Consider the following 21,752-nt stretch of genomic DNA (forward strand, 5'->3'; position numbering starts at 1 on the left):
AGCGGGTGTTGACCCGCCTCAAGGCTGCCCGCGGGCAGCCTTTTGTTTTTGCGGCGCGCAAACCTGCCTGCCTGTCGCCAAGGCGGGCGCCCGTGCGGGGGAGGGCCTGCTAAGCTTTCGCCTCATGAGCGCCCCCTACATTCCCCAAATCCGCCTGTACCAGAACTGGCTGCGCGACACGCACCAGCTGTCTTTTGACAACTACGATGCCTTGTGGCGCTGGTCGGTCACGGACCTGGACGCCTTCTGGCAGAGCATTTGGGACTATTTCGAACTGCAGTCGCCCACGCCGCCAACGGACGTGCTGGTCGAGGCAAAAATGCCGGGTGCGCGCTGGTTTCCCGGGGCCCAATTCAACTACGTGCAGCAGGTGTTCCGCCATGTGGACACCGCCCATGCCGCGGGTTTTCCTGCCCTGCTCAGCCACAACGAAAAAAGCCTGGACAGCGCCCCGGCGCGCGAGCTCAGCTGGCCCGAGTTGCGTCGTCAGGTCGCGTCGCTTGCGCTGCACCTCCAGGCCCAGGGCGTGTTGCCAGGCGACCGCGTGGCGGCCTACCTGCCCAACATTCCCGAGGCCATGGTGGCGTTCCTCGCCGTGGTCAGCATAGGCGGGGTGTGGAGCATCTGCGCGCCCGACATGGGCACCCATGCCGTGCTGGATCGCTTCCGGCAGATCGAACCCAAGGTGCTGATTGCCTGTGACGGCGTGACATACGGCGGGCGCGACATGGACCGCACGGCAGTGGTGGCGGAGATCCGCGCGGCCCTGCCATCACTGCAGCACGTGATCGTCCACTACAACCTCGACGCTACCAATTCGATAGCTGACAGCGCACGGTTTGAAAGCGCCACCGCCCAAAATAACGCTGAAACTTCAGCATTTGAACCGCTGTGGTTGCCGTTCGACCATCCACTGTGGATCGTCTACTCCAGCGGCACCACCGGCCTGCCCAAACCCATCGTGCACGGCCATGGTGGCACCGTGCTGGTGGCACTGGCGCTCAAGACGCTGCACAACGACATCGGCTGCAGCTACGCGACCAATTCTTTCGGCGAGCGCTACCACTGGTACAGCTCCACCGGCTGGGTGATGTGGAACGCCCAGGTCAGCGGCCTGCTCAACGGCACGACCTGCTGCATCTACGACGGCAACCCCGGGGGCAGCAAGGACAAGCCGGACTGGTCCACCTTGTGGCGTTTCGGCGCGAACCTGGGCGTGACGTTTTTTGGCGCCGGCGCGGCCTTTTTTGCCAACTGCCTGAAGGCCGGTGTGGACCTGTCGACCTGCGGTGACCTGTCGGCTATCCGCGCGCTGGGTAGCACCGGCTCGCCGCTGTCGCCTGACGCGCAGACCTGGGGCACGGAGCAGTTCAGGCGCATAGCCAAAACCCAAGCGCAACAGGACATCTGGTGGTGCAACATTTCAGGCGGCACGGACTTCGCGGGGGCCTTCATCGGCGGCAACCGCGAGCTGCCGCAGGTGCCGGGCGAGATGCAATGCCGACTGCTGGGCTGCGCGGTCGAAGCCTGGAATGAGGCGGGCCAGCCGGTCATTGGCGAAGTCGGCGAGCTGGTCTGCAGCCAGCCGATTCCCTCGATGCCTCTGTACTTCTGGGGCGATGCCGGCAACGCGCGTTATATCTCGAGTTATTTCGACATGTACCCGAACGTCTGGCGCCACGGCGACTGGCTCAAGATCACGCCCTCGGGCAGCTGCATCATCTACGGACGCTCGGACGCCACCATCAACCGCCACGGCCTGCGCATGGGCACCAGCGAGCTCTACAGCGCGGTCGAGGCCCTGCCGGAAGTGATCGACGCCATGGTGGTGGACCTGGAGTACCTGGGCCGCGAAAGCTACATGCCGCTGTTCGTGGTCCTGCGCGAAGGCGTGGCCCTGGATGAGCTGCTGAAGGCCAGGCTCAACAACGCCATCAAGACGGCGCTGTCCCCGCGTTTTGTGCCCAACGAGATCTTTCAGGTGCCGGAGATCCCGCGCACGCTGTCGGGCAAGAAGCAGGAGTTGCCGATCAAGAAACTGCTGCTGGGCCAGCCGATCGACAAGGTGGTGAACCGCGATGCGATGGCCAACCCCGGTTGTCTGGACTGGTATGTGGCTTTCGCCGCAACCCGGGCGTCCCAACCGGCCTGACACGCATGCAGGCCAGCCGCTTCAGGCCGCGGGCTTGTGGTTGACCAGCACGGTGCTCCGAGCCTCCGCACCAGCGCCGCCTGCAATCTGGGCGCCGCCGCTTTCCGCAACAACAGCCGGCCAAACAACGGCGCCAACGGCGGCGTCAAAAAATACGAAAACCGGAATCAGGCTCGCGGGAAAGCACCCGCGCATCCCTATGCGGGTCAGGTAGCTGGCAAATACTCCGCCAGCATCTGCCTGCCGCCGATCACGCAGACCGGGGTCCGGCAACCCGAATCGAGTCGACCCTGAGCTCCGAGACGACGGCTCCAACCGGGTTGGGACGTGGCTCGGGCGTACGTGTCCTGTGTGACGACTGCGATCTGCGCAGTTAGCGGCCGTACTCCCGCGCGCCATGCCGCGCACTGTCGGGCCAAGTCACCCCTCCTGCTTCATGGCAAAGAAGTCATGGTTGACTAAATTAGTCGGGATATCTATAGTTGACTAAATCAGTTGGGTATCCGCTCTTTCATCAGGGATATCCCTCCCCGAAAGAACAACCAGGCGGTCGCAGACAGCGGCCCGGTAGCAACCAGGAGTTTGAGCCATGACCATGACATTGACCGAGAACGCGGCGCTGCAGATCCAGCGCCGGCTTGAAAAGCGCGGCAAGGGCATCGCCTTGCGTATCGGCGTCAAAAAAGTCGGCTGCACCGGCCTGGCGCACACCTTTGAGCTGATCGACGAGCTCCGCCCGGGCGACCACAGCTTCGAGTCGCATGGCGCGCGCATCGTGGTCGACGCGGCGAGCCTTGAATTCCTCGACGGTTCGCGCATCGATTTCGTCACTGAAGGCCTGAAGCAGACCTTCAAGTTCGACAACCCCAATGTTGAAAACGAATGCGGCTGCGGTGAAAGTTTCAACGTCAGGAAAAAAGCCGGTTCCGTCGCAACGCAAGCGACGTAAGCGCAGCAAGCGACGTCAAGGCAACACCGGTCGCGCTTTCTTCAAGCCATATCACCAGCCAGAAGGATCACCATGAGTGCAGTACTGCAGCAACTCGTCAACCAGCCCTACAAGCACGGCTTTGTCACCGACATCGAATCCGATGTCGCGCCCAAGGGCTTGAGCGAGCAAACCATCCGCATGATTTCGGCCAAGAAAAGCGAACCTGCGTGGCTGCTCGACTTCCGGCTCAAGGCCTACCAGGCCTGGCTGCTGATGACCGAGCCGGCCTGGCCTAACGTGCATTACCCGAAGATCGACTTTCAGGCCATCAGCTACTACGCCGCGCCCAAGCAAAAGCCCAAGCTCAAGAGCATGGACGAGGTCGACCCCGAGCTGCTGCGCACCTTTGAAAAGCTCGGTGTGCCGCTGCACGAGCGCATGGCGCTGGCCGGCGTGGCGGTCGACGTGATCTTTGACAGCGTGTCGGTGGCCACCACCTACAAGGCCAAGCTGGCCGAGGTTGGCATCATTTTCTGCTCGATGTCCGAAGCCGTGCTGGAGCACCCGGAACTGGTGAAAAAGTACCTGGGTACGGTGGTGCCCACGGGCGACAACTACTACGCCGCGCTCAACTCGGCGGTGTTCACCGACGGCTCGTTCTGCTTCATACCCAAGGGTGTGAAGTGCCCGATGGATTTGTCGACCTACTTTCGCATCAACACCGAGGAGTCGGGCCAGTTCGAGCGCACGCTGATCGTGGCCGAGGAGGGCGCTTCGGTGTCCTACCTGGAGGGCTGCACGGCGCCCGCCTTCAGCAGCAACCAGCTGCATGCGGCGGTGGTGGAACTGGTGGCGCTGGACAACGCCGACATCAAGTACTCGACGGTGCAGAACTGGTACGCGGGCGATGAAAACGGGGTGGGCGGCATCTACAACTTTGTCACCAAGCGCGGCCTGGCCAAGGGCGTGAACTCGCGTATTTCCTGGACACAAGTTGAGACCGGCTCGGCCATCACCTGGAAGTACCCGTCGGTGATTTTGCGCGGCGACAACTCGGTTGGCGAGTTCTATTCGGTGGCGGTGACCAACCACCACCAGCAGGCTGACACCGGCACCAAGATGATCCACCTGGGCAAGAACACGCGCAGCACCATCGTCAGCAAAGGCATCTCGGCCGGCCAGTCGAACAACAGCTACCGCGGCCTGGTCAGGGTGGCGCCCACGGCCACCGGGGCGCGCAATTATTCGCAGTGCGACTCGATGCTGATTGGCGACAAGTCCGGCGCGCACACCTTTCCCTACATCCAGGTGCGCAACCCGACCGCGCGGGTCGAGCACGAGGCCTCGACCTCCAAGATCGGCGAGGACCAGCTGTTCTATTTTGCCCAGCGCGGCATCAGCGCCGAAGCGGCGGTGTCCATGATCATCAATGGATTCTGCAAGGAGGTTTTTCAACAATTGCCGATGGAGTTCGCGGTCGAAGCGACCCAGCTGCTCGGCTTCAAACTCGAAGGAGCGGTCGGATGATCAAGCCAAATAGCCCGGCCTTGCTGGAAGTGCGCGGCCTGTGCGCCAGCGTCAACGGCATAGACATCCTCAAGGGCCTGGACTTCACGGTCAGGCGCGGCGAGATCCACGCCATCATGGGTCCCAACGGCTCGGGCAAGAGCACCTTTGCCAAGGTATTGGCCGGCCACACGGCCTATACGGTCACCGCCGGGAGCGTGCTGTTTGAGGGTCAGGACCTGCTGGCGCTGGCGCCAGACGCACGCGCCCTTGCGGGCGTGTTCCTGGGCTTTCAGTACCCGATTGAAATCCCCGGCGTGGCCAACAGCCAGTTTTTGCGCCTGAGCTACAACACGCTGCAGGCGCAACGCGGCCAGGAAGAGCTGGACCCGCTGGAGTTTGACGACTTTGTGCGCGAGAAAATGAAGTTGCTGGAGATGAACCCCGACTTTCTGGACCGCAGCGTCAACGAAGGCTTTTCGGGCGGTGAGAAAAAGCGCAACGAAATTTTGCAAATGGCGCTGCTGGAGCCGCGCCTGGCGATTCTCGACGAGACCGATTCCGGCCTGGACATCGACGCGCTGCGCATCGTGTCGCAGGGCGTGAACCAGCTGATCAACCCCGATAACGCCGTCATTCTGGTCACGCACTACCAGCGGCTGCTGAACTACATCGTGCCCGACTTTGTGCATGTCATGGAGGCCGGCCGCATCATCAAGACAGGCGGCAAGGAACTCGCGCTGGAGCTTGAAAAACGCGGCTACGACTGGGTCAGCGCCGAGCACGACGCGGCGGGCGCGGCGAGGGCCAACGAGGTCAGCGCATGAGCACCGATACCGATCTTCGTCCGCCCCCGGTGGACCACCTGGGCGCACTGCTGGCCGGCCAGCCGCTGCTGGCGCCCAGCCCGAGGGGACACGTCAACGCGCTGCGCGAACAGGCGCAGACGGCGCTGGGCGCGCTCGCCATGCCGACGCTGCGCGACGAGGCGTGGCGCTTCACCGACCTGGCGCCGCTGCACCGGCTGACCTTCCAGCCGGTGCTCGCCGCTGCCCGGCTGCAGCCCGCCGACATCGCACCGTTTGGCCTTGACGACGTTGCGACCCGGCTGGTATTTGTCGACGGCCTTTACGCACCGCAGCTGTCCAGCCCGGCCCCAGAGGGCGGCGTGCTGGTGACTGACTTGCCAACCGCCATGCTCACCCATGCGGCGGCCTTGGAGGCGCAACTGGGCGCCCGGCAGATGCTGGGCGACAACGTGTTCGCAGCGCTCAACACGGCATTTTTGCAGGATGCGGCGGTCGTGATGGTGCCGCGTGATGTGACGCTGGCCGCGCCCGTACACCTGTTGTTCGTGGCGACGCAGGCGGGCGCGCTCAGCCATCCTCGCTGCCTGGTGCTGGCCGAAGCGGGCAGCAGCGTGACGCTGATTGAAGACTATGTGGCGCTGCAGGATGCGGCCTACCTGGCCTATCTGGTCAATCCGGTGACGGAAATTGTGCTGGCCGAACACGCGCAGCTCACGCATGTCCGCGTGCAGCGCGATGGCCCGCAGGCGTTTCACATCGCCAACTGCGCGGTATCGGTCGGGCGCTCGGCCAATTACCAGTCGGTTAGCGTGGCGATGGGCGCGCTGCTGTCGCGCTACCAGCTGAGCGTGGTGCTGGGCGAGGGCGCCGAGTGCGCGGTCGACGGACTCGCGCTGCTGGCTGGCAGCCAGCTGGCCGATACCCACAGCTGCATCGACCACGCCCAGCCGCACGGCACCAGCCGCCAGCTGCACAAATGCATTGCCGACGGCAGCGCGCACGCGGTCTTCAACGGCAGGGTGATCGTGCGCCCCGGCGCCCGGCGCACCGACTCCGCGCAGTCCAGCCGCAACCTGCTGCTGAGCAGTCGGGCGCAGGTGGATGCCCAGCCGCAGCTGGAAATTTTTGCCGATGACGTGAAATGCACGCACGGCGCCACCATTGGCCAGCTCGATGCCGAAGAAGTGTTCTACCTGCAGAGCCGCGGCCTGTCTGAGAGCGCCGCGCGTCAGTTGCTGACCTACGCGTTCGGCGCCGAGATCATCGAGCGCATTCCCGTGCCCTCACTCAAACACCGGCTGCAGCAGCGCATGCTGGATCAAACCGGCAACCTGCCATGAACGAGTGCCTGAACGCGGTGATCCCCGCTGCAGTCGCACCCGCCTTCGATGTCGAGCGCGTGCGCGCCGATTTTCCCATCCTGCAGATAGCGGTTGAAGGCAAGCCGCTGGTCTACCTGGACAACGCCGCATCAAGCCAGATGCCGCAGCCCGTCATCGACCGGCTGGTGCGCTACCAGAACACGGAGCACGCCAACATCCACCGCGCGGTGCACACGCTGTCTGAACGGGCCACCGCCGCCTACGAGGACGCGCGCGGCAAGCTGCAGCGCTTCATCAACGCGCCCGACGCGCGCGAAGTGATCTTCACCAGCGGCACTACCGAGGCCATCAACCTGGTGATGCACGGTTACGGCCGCAAGTTCATCAAAGCCGGTGACGAGATCATCCTGACCACGCTGGAGCACCACTCCAACATCGTGCCGTGGCAGATGCTGGCCGAGGAAACCGGCGCCATCATTCGCGTGCTGCCGATCAACGACGCCGGCGAGCTGTGCCTGGACCAGTTCGAGCCGCTGTTCAACGCGCGCACCAGGCTGGTCGGCGTGAGTCATGTTTCCAACGCACTGGGCAGCATCAACCCGGTCAAGCAGATGATCGTGCTGGCGCACGAGCGCGGCGTGCCGGTGCTGGTCGACGGCGCGCAGGCAGCGCCGCACATGGCGATCGATGTGCAGGACCTGGACTGCGACTTCTACGCTTTTTCGGGCCACAAGCTGTGCGGGCCGACCGGCATTGGCGTGCTCTACGGCAGGGCGGCGCTGCTCGAGAAAATGCAGCCCTTCAAAGGCGGCGGCGACATGATTCTGTCGGTGTCGTTCGAGAAAACCGTCTACAACACGATTCCCTACAAGTTCGAGGCCGGCACGCCGCCGATTGCCGCCGCCATCGGACTGGGCGCGGCGGTCGATTACCTGTCGGCTATCGGCATGGACGCCATCGCCCGGCATGAGCGTGCGCTACTGCAGTACGCCACCGGCCAGCTCAACGATTTGCCCGGCCTGCGCCTCATCGGTACCGCACAGGACAAGGCGGCTGTGCTGTCCTTCACGCTGGACGGCATCCACCCGCACGACGTGGGCACGCTGCTGAACCAGGATGGCATCGCGGTGCGCACCGGCCACCACTGCGCGCAGCCGGTGATGACGCGCTTCAAGGTGCCCGCCACCACGCGCGCCTCGTTTGCGTTCTACAACAGCATGGCGGAAGTCGATGCCCTGGTGGCCGGCATCCGCAGCGTTCGACAAGTGTTTGCGTGATGGCCGACTACAAGGCGCTCTACCAGGAAGTCATCCTGGACCACAACAAAAAGCCGCGCAACTACGGCACTTTGGCCCACCCGAGCCACCAGGCGGAGGGCCATAACCCGCTGTGCGGCGACCACCTCAGCGTGGCGCTGCACCTGGAAGGCGACACCGTGGACCAGATCGCGTTCCACGGCGAGTCCTGTGCCATCTGCAAGGCATCGGCCTCGATGATGACGGCTGCCGTGAAGGGCAAGACGCGCGAGCAGGCCCAGGCGCTGACCCAGGAGTTCCTGGCCATGGCGACCGGCAAGCTCGACCTGAACGAGCCCAACCAGATGGGGCGGCTGGCGGTGTTTGCCGGCATGCGCGACCTGCCCACGCGCGTCAAGTGCGCGATCTTGCCATGGCACACATTGCAGGCCGCCTTCAATTCGCAGGGCACGGCCAGCACCGAAGCGTGATGTTGTTGATGACTGCCGACCCCCAGAAAGGACCCCATGCTGACTGCCCATGAATTGAAAAACTACATCGTCAAGGGCCTGGCCTGCGACCACGCCGAGGTGCGAGGCGATGACGGCCAGCACTTCGAGGCGGTGATCGTGAGCCCGCTGTTTGCGGGAAAAACCCGGGTGCAGCAGCACCAGCAGGTCTACCAGGCGCTGGGCGATCGCATGCGCTCGGAAATTCACGCGCTATCGCTGCAAACCTTCACGCCCGAGGCCTGGGCGAAATCGATCCTTCAATAACTTTGGAACCCCTCATGAACGTCCAGGAAAAAATTCACGCGCAGGTCAACGCCAACCCCGTGGTGCTCTACATGAAGGGAACGCCGCAGTTCCCGCAGTGTGGCTTTTCAGGCGCCGCGGTGCAGATGCTCCAGGCCTGCGGGCTGCGGAATTTTGCAGCCGTCGACGTGCTGGCTGACCCGGAGATACGGGCTGGCATCAAGGCCTATGCCAATTGGCCGACCATTCCGCAGCTCTACGTCAATGGCGAGCTGGTGGGGGGCGCCGACATCGTGCGCGAGCTGTACGAGCAGGGCGAGCTGCAGGCCTTGGTCAACCCGGCAGGGTCGTCATGACTTTGCCATCGCGCCCGCGCGGCCTCCGCCAGGCGCTTTTTTTTCAGGAGGCTTGAATGCCGAAAATTGCCGAAATAGACGACACCCCCAACCCGAATGCGGTCAAGTTCACGCTCCACGAGCCGCTGACCTGGGGGGTTTCGCATTCCTACGAGAACGCAGAGCAGGCCAGCGGCGACGCGCTGGCCTCGGCGCTGTTCGCCATTGCCCATGTCAGCAACGTGTTCTACGTGGACCGCTGGCTCACCGTGACGCAGGACGGCGGCGCCGACTGGCCCGAGCTGGTGCGGCTGATTGCCGTGCCGCTGCGCGCGGCACCGGCCGCTGCCGCGCAGTCGGCCGCCGCCGTGTTTGCCGCGCGCGCGTCCATCGACGACATGAGCGAGGAAGACCAGGCGCGGCTGGACGTGATCAGCGACCTGCTGGACGAGCGCATCCGGCCGTCGTTGCAGGCCGACGGCGGCGACCTGCATGTGGTCGGGCTGGCTGGCAGCTACCTCAGCATCCACTACCAGGGCGCCTGCGGCAGCTGCCCGAGCTCCATCTCCGGCACGCTGGCCGCCATCCAGAACCTGGTGCGCACGATAGAGCCGGACCTCGCCGTGGTGGCAGTCTAGCCTGCTGCCGCGACGGACCAGCAGCCCATGACACAACAGGCCATGACTTTTCTTCACCCCTGAACTCACAAGGCAGGAAACACCGCCATGCAACCCAGTGACCCCGCGCAGCAGCCCGCGCCAGGCGCATTCCCCCCGCCGGCCGCCGGCCCTGGCAAGCTGCCGGGTATCCGTCACCTCATCGCGATCGGCAGCGGCAAGGGCGGCGTCGGCAAATCCACGGTGAGCGTCAATCTGGCGCTTGCGCTGGCGCAGCGCGGGGCGCGCGTCGGGCTGGTGGACGCCGACATCCTGGGCCCCAGCATCCCCGGCATGCTGGGCATCCCGACCGGAGAGCCGCCCGAGATGACGGCGGACAACCGGATGATCCCGGCACAGCGCCACGGCCTGAAGGTTGTGTCCATGGGCATGCTGACCGGCGACGACCAGCCGGCCGTCCTGCGCGGGCCGATGGTGGGAAAGTACCTCAAGATGTTCGTCGCTGGCGTGCAGTGGGGCGAGCTGGACTACCTGATCCTGGACCTGCCGCCCGGCACCGGTGACACCCAGCTGACTCTGGCGCAGAGCATGCCACTGTCGGGCGTGGTGATCGTGACGACGCCCCAGGCCGTGAGCCTGAAGATCGCCCGCCGGGGCTTGCGCATGTTCGAGAAGGTGCAGGTTCCGATTCTCGGCATCGTCGAGAACATGCGCACCTTCACCTGCCCGCACTGCGGCGAAACCACGGACATCTTCCGGCACGGCGGCGGCGAGCAGATGAGCCAGGAGCTCGGTGTGCCATTCCTCGGTGCCTTGCCCCTGGATGCCGAGGTCGTGACCTGCGGTGACGACGGCTGCCCGATCGTCGTTGCCCAGCCGAAGTCGGCCAGCGCCGGCGTCTATGGGGCCATCGCCGGCGCGCTGGTGGCGCAGCTCGACACGGCGGACACGGGGCTCAGGCCCTTTGTCTGGAACTGGGACAGCAACGAGGGTGCGCCGGCCTGGATGGAGGGCGCTGTGCAGCCGTCGGGCGCGCGCAACATCCCGGTGGGCTTGCTGCGCCGCGATCCGCGCACCTTGTCGCTGCTGTGGCAAGACGGCCATCGCGACGACCTGGATGTTCGCGACCTGCGCCTGGCCTGTCGCTGCGCGCTTTGCGTCGAGGAGATGAGCGGGCGCCCGCTGCTCGACCCCCGCACGGTGCGCGCGGATGTGAGCCCGCGCCGGATCGCCAGCGTCGGCAACTACGCCATCCAGTTCGACTGGAGCGACGGCCACAACAGCGGGATCTATGCCTTCAGCGACCTGCGGGACCTCGGCGAGCGCGCTGCGCTGCAGGGCGCCGAAGATGTCTGAAGCCACGGTGCCGGCATTGGCGCGGGCGGAGCAGCCGGTCAGCATCCGCGCCGAGGCTTCGCTCGCTGATCCCGACAGCTGCAAGTTCACGCTGAGCCGCAGCCTGCATCCGGGCGGGCCCTGGTTTTTTGCCAGCCCGGAAGCGGCTGCCGGCTCGCCGCTGGGCGAGCGGCTGTTTGCGCTGGGTGGCGTGGCCAGCGTGCTGATCGCCAGCAACGTGGTGACCATAGGCAAGGCGCCGGGCGCCGCCTGGACGGGACTCAAGGCGGCCATCGGCGCGGCCCTGCGTGCGCAGCTGCTCAGCGGCCTGCCGGCGGTCCTGGAGATGGTCGCCTCCGGCGATCCGCCAGCCAGGTCAGACGCTGAGCTGGGCGTTGCGGTTCAGGAACTGCTGGACCGGGAGGTCAACCGCTCCATCGCCAGCCACGGGGGCAAGATTTCGCTGCTGGAGGTGCGGGACGCCAGGCTTTTCATCACCATGAGCGGCGGCTGCCAGGGCTGCGCCTCGTCGCAGGTCACGCTGCGCCAGGGGTTTGAAGTCATGGTGAAAAGGGTGGCGCCTGAAATCACGGCCATCGTCGATGCAACCGACCACGCGGCGGGCCGTCAGCCGTTCTACCCTCGGGTCACGCCAGGCGCGCCTTCGGCCCCCTGATGGCCGTCAGCAGACGAACCCTTATTTCAAGCGCCACGGCAACGCCCCGCGCGTGGCACCGCCAACCAGGATCCCTGCACCATGACCCTTGAGACCATCCGCTTCAGAAACATCGTGTCGGTGCTGCCGCAGGCCCCCGCCATGTCCGATCGGCCGGACCAGCAACGCGGCAGCCTCAAGACCAAGCGCGAACTGGGAGACCCCGGTGACCGCCTGCCCAAGCCCGACTGGATCCGCGTCAAGGCGGTGATTCCCACGGGCCGCTTTCGCGAGACCAAGGACATCGTGCGCGACCATCAGCTGGTCACCGTGTGCGAAGAGGCGTCTTGCCCCAACATTGGCGAGTGCTGGAGCAAGGGCACGGCGACCTTCATGATCATGGGCGACAAATGCACGCGCCGCTGCCGCTTTTGCAATGTCAGCACGGGCCGGCCCGACCCGCTGGACCGGGACGAGCCGGAGCGCCTGGCCCAGACCATTGCGCTCATGAGGCTCAACTACGTCGTCATCACCTCGGTGGACCGTGACGACTTGCGCGACGGCGGCGCCAGCCATTTTGTGCAGTGCATCCAGCGCATACGCGCGCTGGCGCCGACGACCATCATCGAGATCCTGACGCCCGACTTTGGCGGCCGGCTGGACCTGGCGCTGGACATTCTGGGCACTGCGCCACCGGACGTGCTGAACCACAACATCGAGACCGTGCCGCGCCTGTACAAGGAAGCCCGGCCCGGCGCGGATTTCCAGAACACGCTGAACCTGCTGCAGCGCTTCAAGGACCGGCACCCGGCCATCCCGACCAAGTCCGGCCTGATGGTCGGGCTGGGCGAGACCGACGATGAAATTCTGGAGGTGCTGCGCGCGCTGCGAGCCCACCGCGTGGACATGCTCACCATCGGCCAGTACCTGCAGCCGTCCGGCGGCCACATGCCGGTGCGCCGCTATGTGCATCCGGACAGCTTCAAGCGCTATGCGGACGCCGCCTACGCGATGGGCTTTGTGCATGCCGCTTCGGGTCCGCTGGTGCGCAGCTCCTACCATGCCGACCAGCAGGCGCAGGCGGCCGGCGTGTTTTGAGCCCCGTCCCGCAACGCCCGTTGCTGCGCCAGGGGCGCCACAACCCGCAGGCTATCGGCTGGGGCACTGTCTTGGGGCGCACCGGTTGTTGCGCGGCGTGAGAGACAACGCCGCTATTGGGCCAGTTCGTTCGGCGCCGTCCCGCCCGGCCAGGGCCGATCGCCGGGCCGCGTCGGGCAGCGCATCGCCACGAAGGCGCAGGGCGGCGAAGTCCGCATCATGGACGGGCGCTCAGCCCCCACGGGCCGGACCGGGCCCGTCTCAGCTGCCTGGCTTGCGGTTGACCAGCACGATGCCCGCCGCCACCAGCGCCAGCGCCGCCAGCAGGCTGGGCGTGACGGTTTCCTGCAGCCACAGCGCCCCAAACAGCAAGGCAAACAGCGGTGTGAGAAACACAAACACCGAAATTTTGGTGGCCGGGTAACGCCCCAGCATCCACATCCAGGCCAGGTAGCTGGCGAAAGCACCGATCACCGTCTGCAACAGCAGCGATGTGATGGCAAAAGGGCTGAAGGTCCAGACCCAGGGCTCTCCGAGCGCCAGCGACAGCACGGGCAAGGCCAGGGTGCTGACCGCCACCTGGTAGAAAAGCAGCTTTTCGGCGGACACCCGGCTCAGCGACGACGCGCGAATGACCACCGTGGTCAGCCCCCAGAACATGCCGGCGGCCAGCGCCAGCAGGTCGCCCGGCCAGGTGGACGGGGCTCCGGCGCTGAAACCTTCGCGCAGCGCAAAAACCACGGCTGCAAAAGCGCAGGCCAGGCCTGCCCACTGCATGGTGCGCAGCTTCTCGGAGGCCACCCACAGCGGCAGCAAAATGGCCACCCAGAAGGGCGAGGTGTAGAGAAACACCGTCAGGCGCGAGGCGCTGGTGTACTGCAGGCCCACATACAGGCAGGCGAACTCGACGGCGAACAGGGCGCCGGCCAGCAGCCCGGCGACCAATGTGCCGTCGCCGGAAAACAGCCGGACGCCGCGCCAGGCACACCACAGCCACAGCAGCAAGGTGGCGCCGGCAAAACGGATGGACGCCTGAAACACCGGGGGCAACTCGACCAGCGTGGCCTTGACCAGCACCTGCTGGAAGCCCCAGAACAGGCAGCAGGCCAGCAGCAGGGAAATGGCGAGGGTGTCGAGATGGGTTTTGCGGGCGATCATGCGTGGCCGAAAGTTGCAGCAGGAGCTGTCAGAGCGGGTGCTCGGTATAGAACCTGCCGCCGTGAAACAGCAGCGGCGCGGCGCCGGCTCGGTGGGCGCAGCGTTCGACCTCGCCGACAAAAATCACATGGTCGCCCTCGTCGTAGCGGCTGCGGTTGAAACACTCAAAGGTGGCCGCTGCGCCCGCCAGCAGCGGCGAGCCACTGGCCCCTTCGGTCCAGGCGACGCCGTCCCAGCGGCCTTCGCGCTGCGCCGCAAAACGCTCGGCCAGTGCTTTCTGGTCGGCCGCCAGAATGTTGATGGCGTAGTGCGAGCCGGTGCTCAGTGCGGGCATGGAGCCGGCCGCCTGCGCCAGGCTCCACAGCACCAGCGGCGGCTCCAGCGAGACCGAGTTGAAGGAGTTGGCCGTCAGCCCGACCAGCTCGCCACTGGCCGCACGCGCCGTGACAATCGTCACACCGGTGGCAAACATGCCGAGGCAGGCACGGAACTCGCGCGGTGAAAAACTGGGGCGGCTGGCCCGGCGCAAGGCAGTGGGAAGCGTCATGGGGGTAATTTACCCGAATGCCCCGCGACCGGTCGTCGGGCGCCGCGCGTAAAATCGGGGCATGCGCTTGACCTGCACCGCCGTTCCTCTGATAGCTTCTTTTTTGATAGCAGCTGGCGCACAGGCTGCGGGGCCTTGTGATGATTTTGTTCGCAAACTGCCGAATCTCAAGCGCAGCCTCTGCGAGACCGCCCGACTGCAGCCTACGGCCGCCCGCTCGGTCAGGGGGCAGACCCTGTGGATGCGCGATGTCAAGCCCGAGGATGTCCGCCAGCGTGTGTTGGTGCTGGGCGCGATTCATGGCGATGAGCTGTCGTCGGCCTCGGTGGCCCTGCACTGGATCCGACTGGCCGAGGAAACCACGGCGCCCTGGTCGCAGGCCATTCACTGGCGTTTCATTCCGGCCCTCAATCCCGACGGGCTGCTGGCCAGCCCGCCGCAGCGCGTCAACGCCAACGGCGTCGATCTGAACCGCAACTTTCCCACGCCTTTCTGGGAGCGCGACGCCAAGGTGTACTGGGAAAAACGAACCCGCAAGGACCCACGCCGCTGGCCGGGCACCAAGCCGCTGTCCGAGCCGGAGTCGCGCTTCCTGTACCAGGAAATGCAGAGCTTCAAGCCCCACCTGATCGTCAGCATCCATGCGCCCTACGGCGTGCTTGACTTCGACGGGCCGTCGGTCCCGCCGTCCAGACTGGGGCGGCTGTACCTGGACCAGGTCGGCATCTTCCCGGGCTCGCTGGGCAATTACGGCGGTGTCCACAAGGGGGTGCCGGTGGTCACCATTGAACTGCCCAACGCAATGCGCACACCCCTGGACGCCGAGATGCGTCAGATGTGGCTGGATCTGCTGCGCTGGATGACCGAGCGTGTGCCTGCGGGCGCCCCCGAGGCGTCGTCACGCACACCGTGACACACCGCGGCCGCATTCCGCCGGCTCGCCGCCCCTGGGTTGGATGCCAAAAGGATCTGCAGCCCTTTTGCAGCAAGCGTCAACAGCTATTAATTCAGTAGCAATCGACTGCCTCGGGCGCCGTTTTACCGCTTGAGCCGGTCGTAGGTCTTGTCCATGGGAACACTTTTACCGGTGTCCTGCAGGCCCCGGCGCAGGTCATGGCTGGCTTGCTGCACTTGCGGATCGGACGGTGTATCTGTCATGTCGACAGACTGGTCACGCTCATGCGGCAGTGCCAGGCTGGCTTCGTCCGAGGCATCGCTGGGCGTTTCCGCGCGACCGGGCCGCGGGCGTCCTGGTGCCGGGGTCTTGACGGGCATGCCTTCGCTCTGGCCAGGTTGGTCGCTGGCCTGCTTGCGCCCGGCTGGAACAGGTTGGCTGGGCTGCTGGGTCTGGTCGGTCTTGTCGGTCTGGTCGGGTGAAGGGCGGGCCACAAGCGGTCTTTCTATGAGTACAGGGGTTCGGCGCTCCACTGTGCTGCCGTTGCCGGGCTGAATTTGTCGGTCTGGTGGGCCTCCGGATGTAGGAGGACGGCGGTCGCTTGCCCGACGGGTGGTCATCGCCGGGTCAAAGTACTACGATGGTGTCGGGGTTTCAAAGTACCGGTTTTGTAACAACCGTGGATCATCCGCAGTGAACGATGGCCCGCGCCGACCCCTGCAAGCGCAAGGCGCAAAGGAATGGCATGCTGAGTTCGCTGGGTCTTCGTGCCCGTCTGCTGGTGTTGATCGTGGTGGCCTTGCTGCCGGTGCTGGCCCTGTTTGCCTGGGTCGCAGCCGACAAGCAGAGCGATGCCCTGAAGCTTGCGCGCTCCACACTGCAGTCCCAGGCGCTGCTGGCCGCCGCCAGCCAGCAGTCGCAGGTCGAAGCGATCAAACAGCTTCTGGTCGATCTGGCCAGCGCGCCGTCCATCAAGGGCCGGCTGCCGGCACTGTGCAGCGAGTACCTTCGCAATTTGCATGCGGTGCACCCGCAGTACACCGATCTGGGGGTGGTGGACCTTGACGGCACCGTGTTGTGCCACTCCGACGCGAGCGTCGTGGGCGCCGATGCCAGCGCCCGTCCTTTTTTCAAACGTGTCCTGGCCAGCCGCCAGTTTTCAATCGGTGAATACGGGATCGGAAGGCGTAGCGGCCAGGCCGGCGTCGGTTTTGCGGCGCCCGTGCAGGACAACGCCGGGGCGCTGAGCGGGATGGTGTTTGCCGCGCTCGGCGTGCAGGCTTTTGCGCCTCTGCTGGCGCAGGAGGTGCCCGCGCCAGGCGCCAGCATGGTGCTGACCGACCGTCAGGGCACCCTCCTGGCCACCCAGCCAGCCATGGCCGGCGCGGTGGGCAGCGTGCAGAAAGATGCGAACATCCGGGCCTTTTTGCAGTCCCCGCGCGCTGGCATCGTGGAGGCCCCGGACGGGGATGGGGAGCAGCGCGTTTACGCCTTCGCCCCGGTCAGTGGGCCGGCGGCCGGCGCGCTGTTTGTGGCCGTCAGCATGACCCGCGCCCGGATTTCTGCCGAACCGACGGAGATGCTGGCGCTGGAGCTGGCGGTCTTGCTGGCCGCTGTCCTGACGGGCATGGCCGGCGCCTGGGTCATGGGCAGGCGCCTGATCGTCAACCCGGCCAACGCCATGCTGCGCGAAGCCGACGAACTGGCCAGCGGCAACCTCGCGGCTCGCGTGGAGCTCGGCCCGCTATACCAGGGGGAGCTCGGGCACCTGGCACGAACCTTCAACCGCATGGCCGAATCGCTGGAGCGGAGCCACCACCAGCGCGACGCGTCGCTGGCCCGCATCGGCAAGGAGCGCGGCATGCTGGATCTGATCATCAACAGCATGAGTGAAGGGGTGCTGGCGATCGATGTCCAGGGCCGCTTTCTGCTGTTCAATGCGGCGGCGAGGAAGTTTTTTCCTGTCGATGCTGCGGGGATGTCGCTGGCCGAATGGCGGGCCGATCACGAGGTGCTGCTGCTGGACGGCAAGACGGTGTGTGCACCGCACAACCGGCCGCTGAGCCGGGCCATTCGCGGCGAGAGTGTCGACAACTGGGATGTCCTTCTGCGCCGGACCGGTGCCAGGGACCATGTGCTGCGCAACAATGTCCGCCCCCTGCACGACGAAGCGGGGCAGCTGGTGGGCGGGCTGGTGGTGTTTACCGACATCACCGAGCGCAAGCTCATCGACGAGCTGGTCCGCGACCAGGAGCGGGTGCTCGAGCTGATTGCCTACGGCGTGCCCTTGCCGCAGTCGCTGGAAGCCATCGTGGGCCTGATCGAGGGCCGTTCCGCCAACAGCCTGTGTTCGATCCTGCTGCGCGAGGGCACGCAACTGCGCCATGGGGCGGCGCCCAGCCTGCCGGCTGCTTTCAGCCGGCAGATCGACGGGCTGGAGATCGGCGAAGGCGCTGGCGCCTGCGGGACGGCGGCGTTCCGCAAAAAGCCGGTCGTGGTGGCGGACCTGGCCACTGATCCGCTGATGAGCAACTACCGCGAGATCGGACGCGAATTCGACTTGCAGTCCTGCTGGTCCACGCCGGTGCTTTCTGCGGCGGGCGAGGTCCTGGCCACCTTCGCCATCTACCATCACACCCCGTACACGCCCCAACCGGCGGACCAGGACCTGGTGGACACGGCCGTGCGGCTGGCGCGCATTGCGATCGAGCGCGCGCGCGCTGAGGCCGCACTGTTGGGGAGCGAGGCGCGTTTTCGCGAGCTTGCGGAAAACATCAAGGACGTGTTTTACAACCGCGACTTTGCCACCGGTCGTTTTCTCTATATCAGTCCGGCCTATGAGACCTTGTGGCATCGGCGCCGGGAGGAGTTGTACGCAACGCCCGATGCCTACCGCGAGTCCATCCATCCCGACGACCGGGAGGCGGAAGCGCAGACCCACCACTGGCAGGCGACGGGTGCTGCCACCGACCTGGAATACCGGATTGTCCGGCCGGATGGCGAGGTTCGCTGGATACGCGACCGGTCCTACCCGGTTCTCAACGAAGCCGGCGCGGTGGAGCGCATTGTCGGTACCGCGCGCGACGTGACCGGCCGCAAACGTGCCGACCGGGAGCTGGCACGCACCAACCGGGCGCTGCAGATGCTCAGTCGCTGCAACCAGGCCCTGACCCGCATCGACGACGAAGCCGCGCTGCTGCTGCAGGTGTGCCAACTGGCGGTGGAAGTGGGCGGCTACCGGATGGCGTGGGTCGGTTATGCGCAGGACGACGCGGACCGCACCATCAAGCCCATGGCCCACGCGGGCCAGGAAGAGGGCTACCTGGCCAGGGTCAGGCTGACCTGGGATGCCGACCAGCCCACGGGGCGCGGCCCCGCGGGCCAGACCATACGCAGCGGGCAAGCCAGTGTCAGTGAAAACATTGCGCAGGGGGCCAACCAGTTTTACTGGAGCGAGGAAGCGGCAGAGCAGGGCTACCGCAGCGCGGTGTTCCTGCCGCTGTGTGATACCCATCGCGCATTCGGCTTGCTGGGCCTGTATTCGGAATCGCTTGAAAAGCTGGCCCCTGAGGAGATCCGGCTGCTGCAGGACATGGCCGACAACCTCGCGTTTGGCATTGGCAGCCTGCGCGCCCGGCTGGAGCGCCAGCGCAGCCAGGAGGTGGCGCGGCTCGCGGCCGCCCAGGTGCGCGAGCAGGCTTCGCTGCTGGACCGCGCGCAGGACGCCATCATGGTTCGCAACCTCGACAGAACCCTGCGTTTCTGGAACAAGGGCGCGGAGCGCCTCTATGGCTGGACCTCTGACGAGGTGCTCGGCAAAACCATGGACCAGCTGATGTACAGCGACCCGCAGGTGCTGGCTGACGCCATGAACCAGACCCTGGCCAATGACGGGGACTGGACGGGGGAGATTGAGCAGGTGGCGCGGGACGGCACGGCAGTCAGCATTGAGGCGCGCTGGACCCTGGTGCGCGACGGACACGGCGAGGTCAACGGCGTGCTGGGCATCAACACCGATATCCGCGAGCGCAAGCGGGCGCGCGAGGAAATCCTGCAACTCAATGCCAGTCTGGAAGACAGGGTGCAGCAGCGCACCGGCCAGCTCGAGTTTGCCAACAAGCAGCTTGAGGCCTTTTCCTATTCGGTGTCGCATGACCTGCGCACGCCGCTCAGTTCCATCGGTGGATTCAGCAACCTGTTGGCCCGGGAGCTGGAGGACGGTGCGGCGGGAGAACGCAGCAGGCACTACCTGGCCCGCATACGTGCCGGCGTGGCACAGATGGGCGAGCTGATCGACGCGCTGCTGTCGCTGGCCCAGGTCTCGCGCACCAGCCTGCGCTGGGAGAGCGTCAATCTGAGCGTCCTGGCGCAAAAGATACTGGAGGGTTACCGCGAGAGAGAGCCCCGCCGCACGGCCTTGCTCGACATCCAGCCCGAATTGCTGGTCCAGGGTGATGCACGCCTGCTGCTGCAGGTGCTGGACAACCTGCTGGGCAACGCCTGGAAGTTCAGCAGCCAGCAAGCGCAAACCCTGATCGCGTTCAGGCGAGAGCAAGGCCCTGGCGGTGAGGTCGTGTATGTGGTGCGGGACAACGGGGCGGGGTTTGACATGGCCTATTCAGAAAAGCTGTTCGGCGCTTTCGAGCGGCTGCACAACGTCTCGGAGTTTGCCGGAACCGGCATTGGCCTGGCGACGGTGCACAGAATCATCACGCGTCACGGTGGGCGGGTGTGGGCCGAGTCCGCGCCGGGGCACGGCGCTTCGTTCTACTTCACCCTGGGCGACGCCCCTGCCGGGGGGCTGGACGACGCCTGAGTGCGGTCCGGCTGCAAGGTCTCACGCAGCTTGTCCGCCTTGTCGGCGTCGAATGCGCCTTCGGCGCGGGCCAGCACGTCGCCCTGCCGGTTGATCACCACCGCATAAACCTCGTCCGTTCCGCGCAGGCCGGCGGAGCGGACAAAACGCTCTCGGTCGGTGAATACCGGCATCAGTCTCGTGCGTTCGGCGTCCGCCGGGTAGCTGCGCAGGAGTTTGGTCTCGATGGCGTTGCGTGCAAGGGTGCTGCCCGGGTCGTCTAGAACCGGCATGCGCAGCCAGGTGATCGAGGGGTCGGCATGCAGGTTCAGGCCCTGGATCCAGCTGTCAATGTGGGCGCGCTGGCTGCTGCGAAAAGTGATGAGGGCCAGCGTCCGTTCGGCCGGCAGGCCGCCGGGCACCGCCATGGTCTGCTGGGCCAGGGTGCGTGCCATGAACGAGGGCAGCTGGCCCATGACGCTGGTGTCATTGGGCGCTGCCAGCGCCAGGGCCAGTGCGGCAGAGACGGCCAGCAACCAGGCCACAGAGCCGGTCCAGGTGGTTTTCATGGTCTCGTGCTCCATCAGGAAGAAACAGGATGCCAGTGAGGATGCCAGCGGCACACGGCACCGGCCGTGCAAGGCAAGAGTAGGCAGGAGAGTGCAAGATACATGCGCGCCACCCGAAGAGGCGCAACGATTGGGAATAAAGTGTCAGAAACCGTAAGGTTCGATTGTGACTGCACGGTAGAAAATAGATCAGCCACTCCCAATTCAGACGAGAGCGGCTAAAATATTGACATGACTACCTCTTCTACCGCGTCGGCCGTCAAGGCAAGGCCCGCTGCGCATGGCGGCCCCAAAATCTCTTTCAAGGCGCAAATGCTGGCGGCCAGGGAGGATGCCATTGTGAAAGCGGTCAACCGGCTGCTGGCGGAAAAGGGCTTTGACCTGATGACGGTCGACGAGGTGGCTGCCGATGTGGGCATTGCCAAGGCCAGCCTTTACAAGCATTTCCCCAGCAAGGAAGACCTCGCTGCGGCGGCCATGGTGCGCGTGGTGGGGCTGGCGCAGGCCTTTTTGGCCAGCCTGCCCCCGGACGCCCAGCCCCTGGCGCAGCTCAAGGCGATGGTGCGCTGGATGCTGCAGTTGCAGCTGGCCGGAGAAATGCCCTCACTGCCGCACCAGAACTCGAGCCTGCGCACCACACTGATGAACAACAAGGCCTACCTCGACGGGTTGGTGCGTATCAGTGACCAGATTGGTGGCTGGATAGAACGGGCGCAGAAAGACGGCTCCCTGAGCACCAGCATTCCGCCGATTCTGGTGCTCTACACCTTGTACGCCCGGGCCTGCGACCCGGTGCTGGAGTTCCTGCGGGCTGGCGGTCAGCACAGTGACGAAGACATCATGGAGCTGGTGATTCGCACCTGCTTCGACGGACTCTGCTCGCGCTAGGGGGCTGCAAAACCTGCGCCCCTCCCGGTGTTCGCAAAAGCCGGAATTTGAATTACATTGTGTAGTCCTTTGGTGTCTACTGTCCCTGTGGGTCAGCCTTCCTGTGAACGGCAACTCGCTTCAACCCATGAGGTCGTCCGCTTTGCGCAT

20 protein-coding genes are annotated in these 21,752 nt (G+C 65.5%); 16 read left to right on the forward strand and 4 right to left on the reverse strand.

Features of this window, described 5'->3' with window-relative positions; translation table 11 throughout:
• Positions 1 to 124: 124 nt before the first annotated feature.
• The 13 genes from PSV33_RS15590 to lipA all read left to right on the forward strand — a co-directional run bounded on the left by PSV33_RS15590 (position 125) and on the right by lipA (position 12,750).
• Positions 125 to 2,152, forward strand: a complete 2,028-nt coding sequence (locus tag PSV33_RS15590; protein WP_300563190.1) for an acetoacetate--CoA ligase — start codon at positions 125 to 127, stop codon at positions 2,150 to 2,152.
• 589 nt (positions 2,153 to 2,741) lie between these two features.
• Positions 2,742 to 3,101, forward strand: coding sequence for an iron-sulfur cluster assembly accessory protein (locus PSV33_RS15595; RefSeq protein ID WP_300563191.1), 360 nt, complete (start codon positions 2,742 to 2,744; stop codon positions 3,099 to 3,101).
• Between the two features lie 72 nt (positions 3,102 to 3,173).
• Positions 3,174 to 4,610, forward strand: a complete 1,437-nt coding sequence (gene sufB, locus PSV33_RS15600; protein WP_300563192.1) for a Fe-S cluster assembly protein SufB — start codon at positions 3,174 to 3,176, stop codon at positions 4,608 to 4,610.
• Positions 4,611 to 4,630: 20 nt separating this feature from the next.
• Complete coding sequence (sufC, locus tag PSV33_RS15605; protein ID WP_300563230.1) at positions 4,631 to 5,416, forward strand: Fe-S cluster assembly ATPase SufC; 786 nt, start codon at positions 4,631 to 4,633, stop codon at positions 5,414 to 5,416.
• Positions 5,413 to 6,738 (forward strand): Fe-S cluster assembly protein SufD, encoded by a 1,326-nt coding sequence (gene sufD, locus PSV33_RS15610; RefSeq protein WP_300563193.1) that lies wholly within the window; start codon positions 5,413 to 5,415, stop codon positions 6,736 to 6,738. Before sufC ends, sufD begins: the two co-directional genes overlap by 4 nt.
• A complete protein-coding gene (locus tag PSV33_RS15615; protein WP_300563194.1) occupies positions 6,735 to 7,997 on the forward strand; it encodes a cysteine desulfurase in 1,263 nt (420 codons plus the stop codon). The genes sufD and PSV33_RS15615 overlap by 4 nt, the downstream gene beginning before the upstream one ends.
• Positions 7,997 to 8,446, forward strand: coding sequence for a Fe-S cluster assembly sulfur transfer protein SufU (sufU, locus tag PSV33_RS15620; RefSeq protein ID WP_300563195.1), 450 nt, complete (start codon positions 7,997 to 7,999; stop codon positions 8,444 to 8,446). The genes PSV33_RS15615 and sufU overlap by 1 nt, the downstream gene beginning before the upstream one ends.
• A 36-nt stretch (positions 8,447 to 8,482) precedes the next feature.
• Positions 8,483 to 8,731 (forward strand): BolA/IbaG family iron-sulfur metabolism protein, encoded by a 249-nt coding sequence (locus tag PSV33_RS15625; RefSeq protein WP_300563196.1) that lies wholly within the window; start codon positions 8,483 to 8,485, stop codon positions 8,729 to 8,731.
• Between the two features lie 14 nt (positions 8,732 to 8,745).
• Positions 8,746 to 9,066, forward strand: a complete 321-nt coding sequence (gene grxD, locus PSV33_RS15630) for a Grx4 family monothiol glutaredoxin (protein ID WP_300563197.1) — start codon at positions 8,746 to 8,748, stop codon at positions 9,064 to 9,066.
• Between the two features lie 56 nt (positions 9,067 to 9,122).
• Entirely contained in the window at positions 9,123 to 9,683 is a 561-nt protein-coding gene (locus PSV33_RS15635) for a NifU family protein (protein WP_300563198.1), read from the forward strand.
• 87 nt (positions 9,684 to 9,770) lie between these two features.
• Positions 9,771 to 11,018, forward strand: coding sequence for a P-loop NTPase (locus tag PSV33_RS15640; RefSeq protein ID WP_300563199.1), 1,248 nt, complete (start codon positions 9,771 to 9,773; stop codon positions 11,016 to 11,018).
• Positions 11,011 to 11,673, forward strand: coding sequence for a NifU family protein (locus PSV33_RS15645; RefSeq protein ID WP_300563200.1), 663 nt, complete (start codon positions 11,011 to 11,013; stop codon positions 11,671 to 11,673). Before PSV33_RS15640 ends, PSV33_RS15645 begins: the two co-directional genes overlap by 8 nt.
• Positions 11,674 to 11,754: 81 nt before the next feature.
• Positions 11,755 to 12,750 carry a lipoyl synthase gene (gene lipA, locus PSV33_RS15650; protein ID WP_300563201.1) on the forward strand — a complete coding sequence of 332 codons (996 nt, stop codon included), beginning with the start codon at positions 11,755 to 11,757 and terminating at the stop codon, positions 12,748 to 12,750.
• A gap of 261 nt (positions 12,751 to 13,011) precedes the next feature.
• Here lipA and PSV33_RS15655 read toward each other — a convergent pair whose 3' ends face one another.
• Together PSV33_RS15655 and PSV33_RS15660 are read right to left on the reverse strand one after the other, a co-directional pair.
• Complete coding sequence (locus tag PSV33_RS15655) at positions 13,012 to 13,908, reverse strand: DMT family transporter (RefSeq protein WP_300563202.1); 897 nt, start codon at positions 13,906 to 13,908, stop codon at positions 13,012 to 13,014.
• Positions 13,909 to 13,936: 28 nt separating this feature from the next.
• Positions 13,937 to 14,455 carry a flavin reductase family protein gene (locus PSV33_RS15660; RefSeq protein WP_300563203.1) on the reverse strand — a complete coding sequence of 173 codons (519 nt, stop codon included), beginning with the start codon at positions 14,453 to 14,455 and terminating at the stop codon, positions 13,937 to 13,939.
• Positions 14,456 to 14,516: 61 nt separating this feature from the next.
• Here PSV33_RS15660 and PSV33_RS15665 point away from each other — a divergent pair, with 61 nt between their 5' ends.
• The gene (locus PSV33_RS15665; RefSeq protein WP_300563204.1) at positions 14,517 to 15,368 is read left to right on the forward strand and encodes a M14 family murein peptide amidase A; all 852 of its coding nucleotides are present in this window, start codon (positions 14,517 to 14,519) and stop codon (positions 15,366 to 15,368) included.
• 125 nt (positions 15,369 to 15,493) lie between these two features.
• Here the strand turns inward: PSV33_RS15665 and PSV33_RS15670 are convergent, their stop codons facing one another.
• Positions 15,494 to 15,844 carry a hypothetical protein gene (locus PSV33_RS15670; protein ID WP_300563205.1) on the reverse strand — a complete coding sequence of 117 codons (351 nt, stop codon included), beginning with the start codon at positions 15,842 to 15,844 and terminating at the stop codon, positions 15,494 to 15,496.
• Positions 15,845 to 16,095: 251 nt separating this feature from the next.
• On the opposite strand from PSV33_RS15670, the gene PSV33_RS15675 reads away from it, so the two are divergent.
• Positions 16,096 to 20,166: a PAS domain S-box protein gene (locus tag PSV33_RS15675; protein WP_300563206.1), complete on the forward strand. Its 4,071-nt coding sequence runs from the start codon at positions 16,096 to 16,098 to the stop codon at positions 20,164 to 20,166.
• Here the strand turns inward: PSV33_RS15675 and PSV33_RS15680 are convergent.
• Positions 20,118 to 20,714, reverse strand: a complete 597-nt coding sequence (locus PSV33_RS15680) for a hypothetical protein (protein WP_300563207.1) — start codon at positions 20,712 to 20,714, stop codon at positions 20,118 to 20,120. The two genes, PSV33_RS15675 and PSV33_RS15680, sit on opposite strands and share 49 nt — an antisense overlap.
• A gap of 312 nt (positions 20,715 to 21,026) precedes the next feature.
• Between PSV33_RS15680 and PSV33_RS15685 the strand changes: the two genes are divergently transcribed.
• Entirely contained in the window at positions 21,027 to 21,602 is a 576-nt protein-coding gene (locus PSV33_RS15685; RefSeq protein ID WP_300563231.1) for a TetR/AcrR family transcriptional regulator, read from the forward strand.
• Positions 21,603 to 21,752 lie beyond the last annotated feature (150 nt).

Origin of the sequence: Polaromonas sp. (genome assembly GCF_029945895.1) — a bacterium.
Classification (GTDB): domain Bacteria; phylum Pseudomonadota; class Gammaproteobacteria; order Burkholderiales; family Burkholderiaceae_C; genus Polaromonas.